This is a genomic window from Micromonospora sp. DT81.3, assembly GCF_049847225.1.
GTDB lineage: Bacteria > Actinomycetota > Actinomycetes > Actinomycetales > Microbacteriaceae > Microbacterium.
This window is the reverse complement of record NZ_JBNCNY010000005.1, coordinates 84,528-98,011: the sequence shown is the minus strand read 5'-3', so window position 1 is coordinate 98,011 and position 13,484 is coordinate 84,528. Positions and strand designations below refer to the sequence as shown.

General features: G+C 68.3%; 14 protein-coding genes. 10 read left to right on the top strand and 4 right to left on the bottom strand.

Going from position 1 to position 13,484, the window contains the following annotated elements:
* The first annotated feature begins 33 nt into the window (after window positions 1-33).
* The 10 genes from ACPW96_RS12675 to ACPW96_RS12630 all read left to right on the top strand — a co-directional run bounded on the left by ACPW96_RS12675 (window position 34) and on the right by ACPW96_RS12630 (window position 9,549).
* A complete protein-coding gene (locus ACPW96_RS12675) occupies window positions 34-828 on the top strand; it encodes a TIM barrel protein (RefSeq protein WP_425883501.1) in 795 nt (264 codons plus the stop codon).
* The gene (locus ACPW96_RS12670) at window positions 825-2,363 is read left to right on the top strand and encodes a GMC oxidoreductase (RefSeq protein ID WP_425883499.1); all 1,539 of its coding nucleotides are present in this window, start codon (window positions 825-827) and stop codon (window positions 2,361-2,363) included. The genes ACPW96_RS12675 and ACPW96_RS12670 overlap by 4 nt, the downstream gene beginning before the upstream one ends.
* 74 nt (window positions 2,364-2,437) lie before the next feature.
* Window positions 2,438-2,854 carry a C-glycoside deglycosidase beta subunit domain-containing protein gene (locus ACPW96_RS12665; protein WP_425821238.1) on the top strand — a complete coding sequence of 139 codons (417 nt, stop codon included), beginning with the start codon at window positions 2,438-2,440 and terminating at the stop codon, window positions 2,852-2,854.
* Window positions 2,851-3,951: a sugar phosphate isomerase/epimerase family protein gene (locus tag ACPW96_RS12660; protein WP_425821237.1), complete on the top strand. Its 1,101-nt coding sequence runs from the start codon at window positions 2,851-2,853 to the stop codon at window positions 3,949-3,951. The genes ACPW96_RS12665 and ACPW96_RS12660 overlap by 4 nt, the downstream gene beginning before the upstream one ends.
* A 35-nt stretch (window positions 3,952-3,986) precedes the next feature.
* Window positions 3,987-5,027, top strand: a complete 1,041-nt coding sequence (locus ACPW96_RS12655; RefSeq protein WP_425883497.1) for a sugar phosphate isomerase/epimerase family protein — start codon at window positions 3,987-3,989, stop codon at window positions 5,025-5,027.
* A gap of 19 nt (window positions 5,028-5,046) precedes the next feature.
* Window positions 5,047-5,865, top strand: a complete 819-nt coding sequence (locus tag ACPW96_RS12650) for a nuclear transport factor 2 family protein (protein WP_425883495.1) — start codon at window positions 5,047-5,049, stop codon at window positions 5,863-5,865.
* Between the two features lie 24 nt (window positions 5,866-5,889).
* On the top strand, window positions 5,890-6,306 hold the full coding sequence (locus ACPW96_RS12645; protein ID WP_425883493.1) for a C-glycoside deglycosidase beta subunit domain-containing protein: 417 nt from the start codon (window positions 5,890-5,892) through the stop codon (window positions 6,304-6,306).
* Window positions 6,303-7,502, top strand: coding sequence for a Gfo/Idh/MocA family protein (locus ACPW96_RS12640; protein WP_425883491.1), 1,200 nt, complete (start codon window positions 6,303-6,305; stop codon window positions 7,500-7,502). The genes ACPW96_RS12645 and ACPW96_RS12640 overlap by 4 nt, the downstream gene beginning before the upstream one ends.
* A 24-nt stretch (window positions 7,503-7,526) precedes the next feature.
* A complete protein-coding gene (locus ACPW96_RS12635; protein ID WP_425821233.1) occupies window positions 7,527-8,528 on the top strand; it encodes a sugar phosphate isomerase/epimerase family protein in 1,002 nt (333 codons plus the stop codon).
* 25 nt (window positions 8,529-8,553) lie between these two features.
* Complete coding sequence (locus ACPW96_RS12630; RefSeq protein ID WP_425883489.1) at window positions 8,554-9,549, top strand: Gfo/Idh/MocA family protein; 996 nt, start codon at window positions 8,554-8,556, stop codon at window positions 9,547-9,549.
* A 157-nt stretch (window positions 9,550-9,706) separates the two neighbouring features.
* Here ACPW96_RS12630 and ACPW96_RS12625 read toward each other — a convergent pair whose 3' ends face one another.
* The 4 genes from ACPW96_RS12625 to ACPW96_RS12610 all read right to left on the bottom strand — a co-directional run bounded on the left by ACPW96_RS12625 (window position 9,707) and on the right by ACPW96_RS12610 (window position 13,363).
* Window positions 9,707-10,576 carry a ThuA domain-containing protein gene (locus ACPW96_RS12625; RefSeq protein WP_425883487.1) on the bottom strand — a complete coding sequence of 290 codons (870 nt, stop codon included), beginning with the start codon at window positions 10,574-10,576 and terminating at the stop codon, window positions 9,707-9,709.
* Window positions 10,573-11,565, bottom strand: a complete 993-nt coding sequence (locus ACPW96_RS12620) for a hypothetical protein (protein WP_425883485.1) — start codon at window positions 11,563-11,565, stop codon at window positions 10,573-10,575. Before ACPW96_RS12620 ends, ACPW96_RS12625 begins: the two co-directional genes overlap by 4 nt.
* A 16-nt stretch (window positions 11,566-11,581) precedes the next feature.
* The gene (locus ACPW96_RS12615; protein ID WP_425883483.1) at window positions 11,582-11,995 is read right to left on the bottom strand and encodes a hypothetical protein; all 414 of its coding nucleotides are present in this window, start codon (window positions 11,993-11,995) and stop codon (window positions 11,582-11,584) included.
* 102 nt (window positions 11,996-12,097) lie between these two features.
* Window positions 12,098-13,363 (bottom strand): ROK family protein, encoded by a 1,266-nt coding sequence (locus ACPW96_RS12610; RefSeq protein ID WP_425821228.1) that lies wholly within the window; start codon window positions 13,361-13,363, stop codon window positions 12,098-12,100.
* Window positions 13,364-13,484: the final 121 nt, after the last annotated feature.

Sequence of the window (13,484 nt, the reverse complement as noted above, 5' to 3'; positions counted from 1 at the left end):
CTTCGACAAGCTCAGGAACCGAAAGGCACATATATGTACCAGCTCGCACCCAACATCGAACTGCTCTTCACCGAGGCCGGCGACTACCACGACCGCGTGCGCGCGGCCGCGGCATCCGGATTCGACGCCGTCGAGATGTGGGGGCCGACCGGGGTCGACGCCCCGACGACGCCGAAGGACCTGCCCGCGCTGAAGACGGCGCTCGAGGAGACCGGAACGCAGCTGACGGCGCAGCTTGCCGAGCCGCGGACGCAGTTCATGATCCCGCCGTGGGACCACTCGGAGTTCTACCGCAAGCTCGACGAGGGCGTCGAGATCGCGCACCTCCTCGGTACACCGCGCATCGTCGTGGGAAGCGGCACCGGGTTCGGGGGGTGGAAGCGCCAGGTGCAGCTCGACAAGCTGATCGAGATCTACCAGAAGGCCATCGCCCAGATCGACGGGTCGGGGATCACGCTGGTGCTCGAGCCTGTCAACGTGCGGGTCGACCACCCCGGCTCGCTGCTGGATCGCACCGCCGAGGGCGTGTACGTCGCTCGTGGCGTCGACTCGCCGAACTTCGGGGTGCTCTACGACATCTACCACTCCGCCGTCGAGGGCGAAGACATCGAGACTGAGCTGGCGAACGCCGGCTCCATCATCAAGTACGTCCAGCTGGCGGATGCCCCGGGCCGCGGCGAGCCCGGCACCGGTGACCTCGACTGGCCGGCCACGCTGGCCGTTCTCCGCGGCTCCGGCTACGACGGGCCGATCGGCCTCGAGTACTATCCGCAGGCCGCCTCCGAGGAGTCGGTGCGCTACATCCGCGACGTGGCGGCGCAGGCATGACAGGCCGCTACCCGGAGCGCGTGGATGTCGCGATCGTCGGCAGTGGTCCCGCAGGTGCCGCGTACGCCCGCATCCTGAGCGAGAGGTCACCGGAAGCCACGATCGCTGTGTTCGAGGTCGGGCCGATCGTGACCTCCCCGCCGGGGGCCCACGTGAAGAACATCGCCGATCCCGCCGAGCGCGCCAGCGCGCAGACGCGCTCGGAGGGCCCGCACGCGCAGGAGAGCGCCGATCGCACCGGCGGCATCGTCAAGACCACGCAGCGACGCGCCCGCCCGGGCACGTTCCTGCTGGAGACCGGATACCAGGTCGAGGGTGAGGACGGGCTGCCCGTGGCGGCCATGTCGAGCAACGTCGGCGGAATGGCCGCGCACTGGACGGGCGCGTGCCCGCGGCCGAACGACAGCGAGCGGATCGCGATCCTCGACGCCGACGGCAGCTTCGACGAACTGCTGTCCGAGGCCGAGCGGCTTCTCGGTGTGACGACCGACGCGTTCGACAGTTCGCCCTATGGCGACCTGGTGCGCACGCGCCTCGCGGCCGCCGAGGATGCCGGTCGCATCGCGACGACGCGGGTGCAGCGGATGCCGCTCGCCGTGCACCGCAGGGAGGACGGCAACCTCGTCTGGTCGGGCTCGGATGTCGTGTTCGGCGACGTCACCCGCGCCAACCCGCGGTTCACGCTCTTCGACGAGTCGCTCGTCACGCGCGTGCTGATCGAGGACGGCCGGGCGAGCGGCGTCGTCGTCGAAGACCGGCGCACGGGTGAGAGCGCAGAAGTGCGCGCCCGTTTCGTCGTCGTCGCCGCAGATGCACTGCGCACGCCGCAGCTGCTCTGGGCTTCCGGGGTCCGTCCCGACGCACTCGGCCGGTATCTCAACGATCAGGCCCAGATCGTCTTCGCCGTGCGCATCCGCGACCTGCCGACCACCGACGCCGAAGGCGGCGGCGCCGCCACCGGCCTGAGTGAGTACAGCGGTGTCACGTGGGTGCCTTTCACCGACGGCATGCCCTTCCACGGGCAGGTGATGCAGCTCGACGCCTCACCGGTGAAGCTCGCGGACGACGACCCGGCCGCGCCCGGCTCCATCGTGGGCCTCGGCCTGTTCTGCGCGAAGGACCTGCAGGCCTTGGACCGCGTGGAATTCTCCGATCGCGACGTGGACGGATACGGGATGCCGGCGATGACGGTGCACTACCGGCTCACGGCGCGTGACCACGAGGTGATCGCCCGCGGCAAGGACGAGATCGTTCGACTCGGCAAGGCCGTGGGGGAGCCGCTGGATGACCGCCCCTTCGTGATGCCCCTCGGCGCCTCGCTGCACTATCAGGGCACCACCCGCCTCGGTGCAGTGGACGACGGGTCGAGCGTGTGCTCGCCTCAGGGGCAGGTGTGGGACGTCCCTGGACTGTACGTCGCCGGCAACGGGGTCATCCCGACCGCCACGGCGTGCAACCCGACGCTGACCGGAGTGGCCCTCGCCGTCAACGGCGCGCGCCATATCGCCACTGCGCTGGCCGAAAGCCCCGCATAAGTCGATTCCTTGACTTATGTTGAAATCAAACATTAGACTGTAGAAACACGGACAAAGTAGTCAAGGAGGACGATGTGATCCCCGACCGCATCATCGAGCAGGGAACGCTCACAACTGACGGACCGCGCACCGCGGTCGAAGTTCGGCTGCCGTGGTACCGCGCTCTGCCGGGCTCATGCATCGCCGGCGCGAAGCTCAGCGTCGACGGCGTGGAGGCTCCGGCGGAGTCGCTGCGCTGGAGCATGAACGGCCGGGAGTTCGGCTTTCCCGAGCTCGTCGACGAGACAGGTGAGTGGTGGTTCCCCACCGACTCGGCCGTGTTGTCCGGCGAGCTGCCGGTCACGCCTGGCGAAGACCACGAGGTCCGCGTCGATCTCACGCTGTTCATCCCGTACATCATCATCTCGGACACCGAGACGCTCCACATCGAAGAGCACGACGTCAAGACCATGACCCTTCGACAGGCTCAGGGACCGGAGACAGCAGCATGAGTACACTCGGTACTCCCATTCAGGGCGTGACCCTCTACAGCTTCACTCGCGCGTTCCACGGCCGCGAGTACGACCTCGAAGGGCTGATCCGCAAGGTCGCCGCCGAGAGCTACGGCCCCGGCCTCGAGATCATCGGGTTCTCCAGCTTCCGCGGATTCCCGCAGATCGAGGACTCCTTCGCGGGCTGGTTCCGCGATCTGGTCGAAGAGGTCGGCCTCGTGACCACCTCGCTCGCAGTGAACGCCGACATCGGCATCCACCGCGATCGCCTGCTCACGCAGGACGAGCTGATCGACTACATGACCCTGCAGATCAAGGCGGCGGCCAAGCTCGGCTTCCCGATCGCGCGCGTGCAGATCTCCATCGAGCCTGACTCGATGGAGGCGCTCGCTCCCATTGCGGAGGCGCACGGTGTCACCCTCGCTCTCGAAGTCCACGCGGATCAGTACGCGTCGCATCCGCGCATCCTCGCGCTGCGCGACCGCTACGAAAAGGTCGGGTCGCCGTTCCTCGGCTTCACGATGGACTGGGGGGCCACCGTGAGCGGCTTCGCGCCGTCGCTCATCGAGGCGTACCGCCGTCGCGGCGCGTCGGACGAGCTGCTCGGCAAGTTCGTCGACCTCTGGAACACGTATTACGAGCAGGGTCCGCCAGCCGACCAGGCCGAGCACGGTCGGCGGTTCGGCTCGTTCATCGGCCTCGCCGCGCAGAATGGCCGCCCCGATCTGGGCATCGACGTCGGCATCAACGGCACCGGCCTGTTCGGCCCGGCCCGGGTGGACGACTGGCTCGAGATCATGCCGTGGATCAAGCACGTGCACGGCAAGTTCTTCGGCATCGACGAGACCGGTGAAGAGCCTTCCGTTCCCGTGCGCGACCTGATCCGTCTGCTCGTCGAGAACGGCTACTCCGGCGCGATCTCCAGCGAGTACGAGGGCTGGCACTGGAACTACTGGCAGAGCCCGTTCGAGATCATCGCCGGCGAACAGGCGGTGCAGCGCTCCGCCGCTGCCGATGCCGGCTCGCGGATGATCACGGATGCCGCCGAGGCGCGCAGCATCCTCCATTCCCACCTCGCTCAGCCCGTCCGCGGCTGACACCGACCCTTCGAGAAGTTCAGGGACCAACAGACATGACTGAAGACAACGGCATCGCCGGTACCGGCATCAAGCTCGGCATCACCCTCTACTCCTTGACGTCCGAGTTCGCCGCGGGCCTGTACACGCCCGAGACCCTCATCAAGGCGGCCGCCGATCACGGGCTGGGGCCGGGCATCGAGTTCAACATCGCCCAGATGCTGCGCACGTACCCGGATGTCGACGATGAGTTCGTGAAGATCTGGCGCGACAGCATGGATCGCTACGGGCTCGAGCCCAGCGCGATCGGCACGAACCTCGACATGGGGCGCCGCAAAGAGCGCGACATGACGCCGGACGAGGAGCACGACTTCCTGGCGCGTCAGCTCAAGACAGCGCACACCCTCGGCTTCAAGAAGATCGTCATCCGCTCGCACGGCAAGGAGCTGCTGCGCAGCCTTCTGCCGCTGGCCGAGAAGTACGACCAGAAGCTCGGGTACGAGATCCACGCGCCGTCGGGACCGAACGATCCGCAGGTGCTACAGATGCGGGAGATGTACGACGAGCTCCAGTCCGACCGCCTCGGCTTCACGGCCGACTTCTCGTCGACGATGCACTCGCTCTCGCCGACCCTCCTCCGCACACTCAGCCAGATGGGCATGGACGAGAAGTACTTCCCGGTCATGGACGAGATCTGGCACGAGCCGACGCCCATGTACGTGCGCAACCAGAAGTTCGAGGACTTCCTGATCTCGGAGGGCGTCGACCCGCTCCGGTTCGGCCCGTTCACGCGCCTCGCGTTCAACATGCACGGGCTGGTCCCGCCGGAGGAGTGGCTGGACATCATGCCGCAGATGTTCCACGTGCACGCCAAGTTCTACGACATCGACGAGAACGGCGACGAGCCCGCTATGGACATCCCGCGCATCGTCCGGCAGTTCGTCGAGGGGGGCTACCAGGGCTACCTCTCCAGCGAATGGGAGGGTCACGCCTTCTCCGACCTCGGCGAATCCGACCCGATCGAGCTGGTCAAGAAGCAGCACGCGCTCATGCGTCGCGCCATCGAAGAGACCGTGAGGGAGAAGGCCGTTGTCTGAGGCACTCAGGGCGGTCCCCGTGGTTCGACAAGCTCACCAACCAATCGAGGGGTCGTCCGACGCTTCGTCCGGCTCAGCGACCGTTGCCGAACTCCAGGCCGAGCTGGCGACCCTCCGCGAAGAAGTCGTTGCCGTCCGCGCTCTCGCGCAGCGGGCGCAGGATCGTGGCGCGGTCGAGAACCTCTTCAACCGCTACATGTACCTGCACAACGCGTTCCAGGACGAGCAGATCATCCCCCTTTGGGTGAGCGAGGGCACGCCAGGCATCCGTGCGCGCTACACGAACGCCGGCGAGTACACGACGTGGGAGAGCGTCACCCGCTACCACCGCGATCGGCCGAGCCCGGAGGGCAAGCTCATCCTGCACGCGACGACGACCCCCGTGATCGAGGTCGCCGCCGACGGCGAGACGGCCAAGGGCGTCTGGCTCATGGCCGGCACCGAGTCGGGCCTGACCGACCCCGAGGTCGCCAAGGAGTTCCCCGACATGTACTCGCCGGGCGAGGTGCTGGGAAAGAAGGTGTGGGCGCACTGGGTCTGGTGCAAGTACACCATCGACTTCCGCAAGCAAGACGGCGAGTGGAAGTTCTGGAAGTTCCGCTGCTACGAGCTCGCCCGTGCGCCGTTCGAGGAGAACTGGGTCAGCTTCGGCCTGAAGAACCAGGGCGCCTTCGACCTCGACCTCATGTACTTCGGCGACGACGGCAAGCCGGTCTTCATGCCCCCGGCCGACCAGCCGGCGCCGGACAAGAACCACCCCTACAGCCCGTCGACCGTCCAGAAGCTCGAGCCCGTACCGCCCGTGCCGCACGACACCTTCACCGACACCTTCCACTGACCCACCGCAACCGAGGAGCCGACCATGGCCACCCACAACTCCCTCTTCTCCGAGAAGGACGTCCACCGCCGCGACGACGCGATCGCCGTCTCGGTACAGCTCCCGTGGTACCGCAGCCTGTGGCTGTCGGCCGTCGACGACGTGGCGGCATCCGTCAACGGCGTCGCCGTTCCGAAGGAAGACCTGCGGTTCGAGCTGAACGGCACGAGCTACCGCATCGAGGAGCTGCCCGAGCAGTGGGACACGCTCTGGTTCGTCGCCGACAAGCCCGAGGTCGTCATCCCCCTCGATCACGCTCCGGCCGCGGGCGAGAAGCTCACCATCGAGGTCGTGCTGACGATGCGGCTCCTGTACATGCAGATCATGCCCGGCACCGACGGCGGCCCTGGTCGCTACGTCACCAATCGCGTTCCGGTCGAGCGCGAGGTCGTCCTGGCATGAGTGCGGGCACGACGCGGCCGCTTCGCGTCGCGATGATCGGCTACGGCTTCATGGGCGCCACCCATTCCGTGGGCTGGCGCCAGGCGCCGCGGATGTTCGACCTCCCCGAGGCGGTCGAGATGGCCGTGATCGTCGGCCGCAGCGCCGAGGCGGTTGCCGGGGCCGCGGAGAAGTGGGGCTGGGCCGAGTCGGCGACGGACTGGCGCGAAGTGATCTCCCGGGATGACATCGACATCGTGGACATCGTCACCCCCGGCGACTCGCACGCCGAGATCGCGATCGCCGCGCTCGAGGCCGGCAAGCACGTGCTCGTGGAGAAGCCGCTCGCGAACACGGTTGCAGAGGCGGAGGCGATGGCGGATGCCGCTTCCAGAGCCGCCGCGCGCGGCGTCCGCTCGATGGTCGGGTTCACCTACCGACGCGTCCCCGCGGTGACCTTTCTGCGCGACCTGATCGCCGAGGGCGTCGTCGGCACTGTACAGCAGGTGCGCGCCGCGTACCGGCAGGACTGGCTCGTCGACCCCGAGATGCCGCTGGCGTGGCGCCTGCAGAAGGAGCATGCCGGTTCCGGCGCCCTGGGCGACATCGGCGCGCACATCATCGATATGACCCAGTTCGTGACGGGCCAGACAGTGGACGCCGTCGCCGGGACGATCGAGACGATCGTCAAGGAGCGCCCGCTCCTCGGCTCGGGCTCGGGTCTGTCCGGCACGGCCGGCGAGGGGTACGGCGAGGTCACGGTCGACGACGTCGCGCTCTTCACCGGGCGCCTCTCGAACGGCGCGCTCGTCTCGTTCGAGGCCACCCGGTTCGCCACCGGCCGGAAGAATGCGCTGACGATCGAGGTCTCGGGCGACAAGGGCGCGCTCGCGTTCGACCTCGAAGACCTCAACAGCCTGCAGTTCTACGACCGCACTGCCCCCGCCGACCGCCAGGGCTTCACGAAGATCCTCGTCACCGAAGCGCAGCATCCGTACGTCGCCGCGTGGTGGCCCGCCGGCCACATGCTCGGCTACGAGCACGGCTTCTCGCACCAGGTCGTCGACCTGGTGACCGCGATCGCCGAGGGAACCGACCCGCACCCATCCTTCGCCGAGGGTCTGACGGTGCAGCGCGTGCTCGACGCCGTGGAGCGCTCGAGCGAGCACGAATCCGCCTGGGTCCGCATCGCCGCAGGCGTCCCGGCATCCGTCTGACGAATCCAACCGAAGGAGAGCGCGATGGCGCGTCCGATCACCCTGTTCACCGGCCAGTGGGCCGACCTCCCGTTCGAAGAGGTGGCCCGCCTCGCCGGCGAGTGGGGCTACGACGGCCTCGAGATCGCCTGCTGGGGCGACCACCTCGACGTCTCCCGCTGGGACGACGCCGACTATGTGCAGTCGCGGCTCGACATCCTCGAGCGCAATGGACTGAAGGTCTACGCGATCTCCAACCACCTCACCGGCCAGGCGGTATGCGACGACCCGATCGACGAACGGCACCGCGACATCCTGTCCGACCGGGTCTGGGGCGACGGGGATCCGGAGGGCGTGCGGCAGCGCGCCGCGGAGGACCTGAAGGACACGGCTCGCTTCGCTGCGAAGCTCGGTGTGAAGACGGTCAACGGGTTCTCGGGATCGTCGATCTGGAAGGCCGTCGCGATGTTTCCGCCGGCCTCGGACGAGTACATTGCACGCGGGTACCAGGATTTCGCCGACCGGTTCAACCCCATCCTCGACGTGTTCGAAGAGGTGGGAGTGCGGTTCGCGCTGGAGGTGCATCCCTCCGAGATCGCGTACGACTACTGGAGCGCGAAGGACACGCTCGAGGCGATCGGCCACCGCGAGAGCTTCGGCTTCAACTTCGACCCGTCGCACTTCGTCTGGCAGCAGCTGGACTACGTCGCGTTCGTCCTCGACTTCGCCGCCCACATCTTCCACGTGCACGTGAAGGAGTCGATCACCAACCTCGACGGGCGCAACGGCGTGCTCGGTTCGCACCGGCCGTGGGCCGACCCGCGCCGCGGTTGGACCTTCGTATCGACCGGTCACGGCGCCGTGCGGTGGGAGCCGCTCTTCCGCGCGCTCAACGCGATCGGCTACGAAGGTCCGACGAGCGTCGAGTGGGAGGACGCGGGCATGGACCGGCTGATCGGCGCCCCGGAGGCGCTCGCCTTCGTGCGCCGGCTCGCGGAGATCACGCCACCCGCCGCTGCGTTCGACGCGGCGTTCTCGTCGAAGTAGCCGACTCGCGCGCGAGGATGAGGCGATGACAGAGCGACTCATCGGCATCGGCATCCTTGGTGCCGCCGGCATCGCCGAGCGGGCGATCGTGGAGCCGGCGCGCGTACTGGAGGGCGTGCGGGTGATCGCAATCGGCGCACGCGACCCCGCTCGTGCGCGCACCGCGGCCGCTCGCCTCGGCGTGCCCGAATCCGGGGACTACGAGATGGTCCTGAACCATCCCGACGTCGACCTCGTCTACATCCCGCTGCCCTCAACCGTTCAGGCGGATTGGGCGGTGCGCGCGCTGCAGGCCGGAAAGCACGTGCTGTGCGAGAAGCCGCTGTCGGCGAACGGCACGACCGCGACGCAGATCGCCGAAGCCGCGGACGCGGCGGGCAGACGCGCCTTCGTGGGTTTCCACTACCGGCTGCACGGCTTCACCCGCCGGCTGCTGGAGGTGCTCACATCTGGCGTTCTCGGCGATCTTCAGCGCGTGGAGTTCGACTTCAGCATCCCGCACTTCGTCGTCAAGCCCGGCAACATCCGGCTGGACGGCGACCTCGGCGGCGGGTCGTTCATGGACGTCGGCTGCTATGCCGTCGATCTGACCCGTGCCGCGTGGGGAGAACCCAGGGTGGTCTCGGCCGAGGCGGTTCTCTCTGCCGATGATCCCCGTGTCGACCTTCAGATGGATGCCGAGCTGAAGCTGGCCCGCGGCATCCCGGCCCGCATCCGCTCGTCGTTCATCGGCGACGACCAGGGCAGCATGTCGCTGCGGGTCGTCGGGACGGCCGCGCAACTGGAGGCGACGAGTGTCATCGTGCCGCAGTGGGGTGCCGAACTGCGTGTCACCGCGAGCGATCGCGTGGTGATCGAGGAGAGGGCCGTCGACGGCGAGAACAGCTATGCGCGACAGCTCGAGCACGTGGCCGCTGTGCTGCGCGTCGGGTCGCCCAGCCCGCTGGACGCGGCGCTCGGCGTCGGCACGATGAGAGTCGTCGACGAGGTCTACCGGGCGGCCGGTCTGCAGCCGCGCTGAACCGCGCGGTGCCGCTGGCGCCGACTGCTGCCTGGCGCCGAGTGCACGGCCTGCCCTCGAGTGCACGGGATCCCCACGCGAGGAGGCCGTGCCTTCGGCGGGAAGCCGTGCACTCGGCGCGCAGCACCCTGGCGGCACCTTATTGTGCGCCGCGGGCTCAGCCCTCGTGGTTGTAGTACGGCCAGGGCAGGAAGCGGCGCTCGCCGCGGCGGTCGGGGCCTTCGAGAGCGACCTCGCCCGTCGCCGCCCACTCGACGCCACGCGGAAACATCCGGATGAACTCGATGCGCCGGAACGTGTCGATGTCGTGGCCGATCGTGATCGTGAACGACCGGCCGGCCCCGTACTGGTTGATCCATGCGAGAGGCTGGTCGGTGTCCATGCCGTTCAGGGCGGCGATGCCGCCCTCGGGGATCACCACCGGATAGTGCGACATCGGCCAGACCGGCGCGTTCTCGTAGGCCTCGAGGTCGTCGAACGTCGTCAGCAGCACTTGAGCGCCCTCGTACATCTGCACACCGGTGAGGATGTCGTCGCCGGTGACCGTCCATGTCGCGTTGATGCCCTCGGTGATCGGGTGCCGCGGCTCGGCGGTCTGCAGGAGCGCCTCGCCCCACGGCCGGGGACGGAGGCCCGTCTCGTACGCACTCAGCTTCGCGCCGCGCATGACGTTGTACTCCTCGGGGTATCCCCAGGAGTCCTCCTGAGCGGCCGAGCCGTGGAACCACACGATGCCCTTGCCGTGGTCGTGCACGAAGCGCAGGAGCGCAGCATCCGTCTCTTCGCCGAATCCCACCGCCTTGTCGAAGTAGCCGTCGCGGCCCTCGAACACGACGATGACGACGTCGTACTTGTCGATGATCTCCGCGCCCAGACCCCTCGGGTCCTCGACGACGCGCACCTTGAACCGACCGGTGTCTTCCAGCAGAGTCGTCAGCCACTGGTTGTGCTGCCGGAAGCTGCGGTGCTCGTTGTCGTGCTCGATCGTCATGTGTCCGGACAGGATCAGGACGTTCAGAAGGGTCATCGGATGTCTCCGTTCAGGGTGCGTCGGGCCAGCGCGAGGTGTTCCCTGGTCATCTGGGTGGGATCATCGTCGAGCCACTCGTGCCCGCCCCACTCGCTGCAGAGGGTGCCCGTGAACTGCGTCCCCGCGAGCTCGGCGCCGAGGTCCCTGATCGGGTTCGAGACGCGGCCGTCGACGTCGTGCAGGTCCCAGAATTTGAGGTGGAACGCGCCGACGAGGGGCAGCACGCCGCGCAGATCTGCGGCGTGCGACCGACCGAATCGGATCAGCATGTTCATGTAGAGCGTGTGGATGCCGGGGGGCACGGCACCCGAGCGGAGCAGATCGACCACGGCGGTCGCTGTCGACGGGTCGCGCCACGCGTCGCTCAGTCGCTGCACGAGACCCACGGGAATTCCGGCGGAGCGCAGACGCGCGAGGTAGGTGACGGGCAGTGCAGGCATGAGCATCGAGATGTCCACCAGCAGGCGCACATGCGAATCATCGAGCTCGTGGATCACCGCGATCGCCGCCGCAGTGGCGGGAGAGTCGGGCGTCTGCTGACCCTGGATCTCTTCGAAGAGCACGAGGTCGCGGGCGTGCAGTTCGGGCAGCAGACGGTGCAGCAGGGGCTCGCCCGCCTGGCCGATGGGCAGGCGCACGCCCACGGCACCGAGCCGCTGGGCGGCACGCAGTTGGGGCAGCAGGAACCCGAGGCGTTCGTCGTCGGTTCGCCTGCGGCCGCCGGGCAGCCAGTCGTCCAGGCTCGCGCCGACGATGCTGACCGAGCCGCCGGCGTCGTCCAAGTCCTGACGGAGCGCATCGACTTCCCCGTCGATCGGTTCGGGGAAGGAGCGCCACAGCTGTCCGGGCTCGAGCTCGATGGTCGAGGCGACTCCGGTGCGGACGATGCCGACGGCGATGTCGGGCGCCGGGGTTTCGGCGGCGATGACCTCGGGGGTCCAGTTGAAGGCGCTCGCCGCCAGGGTCAATCCATCCGGCAGGGACACGGTGTCCTCCTCCGGTTCAGGCGACATCGCGCGAAACCGTGCTGCTGAATGCCGCGGCATCCATTACGAGCGGACGCTCGATGCGGAAGGGCAGGGTCAAGGGGCCGTCCGGGCCCGTCTGCAGGTAGGGCACGACGAGCCGGAACGACACCGCGACGTCGTGTGCGCCGGCACCCAGCGCCCGGTCCGCGCGGAGGACGATCCGATCCTGCAGGAACCACCACCCGGTCTCCCGCGCCAGAGCCGCGGGCTCGATGGCGCGATCTCCGAGCTCGATGGTCAGCGGGTCGACGCGTGCGCCGTCGATCGTGAGTTCAGGCTCGAGCAGGCTGGCGATCGGAAGCGAGCGGATCCACGGGAGTCCGAGCCGCACGGCGAAGCCGTCGTCGGTGGTGGTCAGCGCGTCGTCGCGCAGGGCGGAGAGCGTCATCGGCATCCTCGTGTCGGCACGCCGGACCCTTCCGGCTTACGCACCTACTCTACATGCTTATGTCGAGAACCCGCAAAAGTAGTGCAGCTGGCCTGGGCGGACTCAGTACGCGGCCTTGACGCGCTCCACGCTGGGCCGGCCGTCGGCGAACCACTTCGGGAAGGTCGCCGTGAACAGCTCTTCGCGCACCATCTCGGCGCCGCCGCGCAGCGGCTCCCGCAGGTCGTTCGCGGACTGCACGATGCTGAGATCGCGCGTCGCGAGCGGCAGCGAGAGCTCGTACACGCGCTGACGCACCTCGGCCAGGAAGACCTCACCGGCCGCGGTGACGGCCCCGCCGATCACGATCACGCCCGGATTGAACATGTTGACGAGGGTGGCGATCGACTCGCCCACGACGCGGGCCGAGCGCTGCACGAGACCGATCGCGAGGGCGTCGCCGCTCTCGGCGGCCACCGAGATGTCCTCCGGCGTGAGAACTTCTTGCTTCTCGAGGTGCTGTGCCAGCTTGCCGCCCGCGCCCTCGGCGACCGCGGCCGTGGCCTCGCGCACCAGCGCCCATCCTCCGGCGACGGCCTCGAGGCAGCCCACCTTGCCGCAGCGGCACTGTGCATCGGAATCCCGCACCCGCACGTGGCCGATATCGCCGGCCGCACCGTTCGCCCCGCGATGAAGGCGTCCGTGCGACAGCAGGCCGGCACCGATGCCCGAGCCGACCTTGCAGTAGATGAGGTCCGGCTGCTCGTCGCGCCGCTTGGCGCGCTCGCCGAGTGCGAGCAGGTTGACGTCGTTGTCCACCCACACCGGCGCGTTGTAGTGCTCCTCGAAGCGACGTCGAACGTCGAAGCCGTTCCAGCCCGGCATGATCGGCGGCGCCACCGGCCGGCCCGAGACGAAGTCCACCGGCCCTGGTACTCCGACCCCGATGCCCCACACCGGCTCGCTCGGGAGTCGCTCGAGCAGCTCGTCGACCATCGTCATCGCCGCCTCGAGCGTCTCCGCCGGCCCGCGCGAGATGTCCCACGGGCGGTGGGTCTGATCGAGCACGTCGCCATCGAGCGCCGTCACGCCGACGTGGATGTGCAGGGCCCCGAGCGCGCAGACGATCAGGTGTCCCTGCTCGCCGCGGAACCGCAGGGTGCGCGGGGCGCGTCCCCCCGACGACGGTCCGAACTCGCCGTCCTCGATGTAGCCGAGCTCGATCGCCTGGTCGACGCGCTGCGCCACGACACCGCGGCCGAGACCGGTGATGCGTCCGATCTCCGGCCGCGTCGCGGCCTCGCCGGTTCGCACCATGTTGACGATGCGCAGGAAGCTCGTGACCTCATCCGTCTGCGCGCCGAAGCGCAAGGTCGACTGCTTTGCCATTCCTGATTCTGACACAAGCTATGCGCGTTTCAGCCCAGCATCCGCCATCTATGGCCAGAAGGCACGTCACTTATGTATGCTTTCGTCCCAAGTGACTAAACCCGGTCCCCCGACGAAGCGG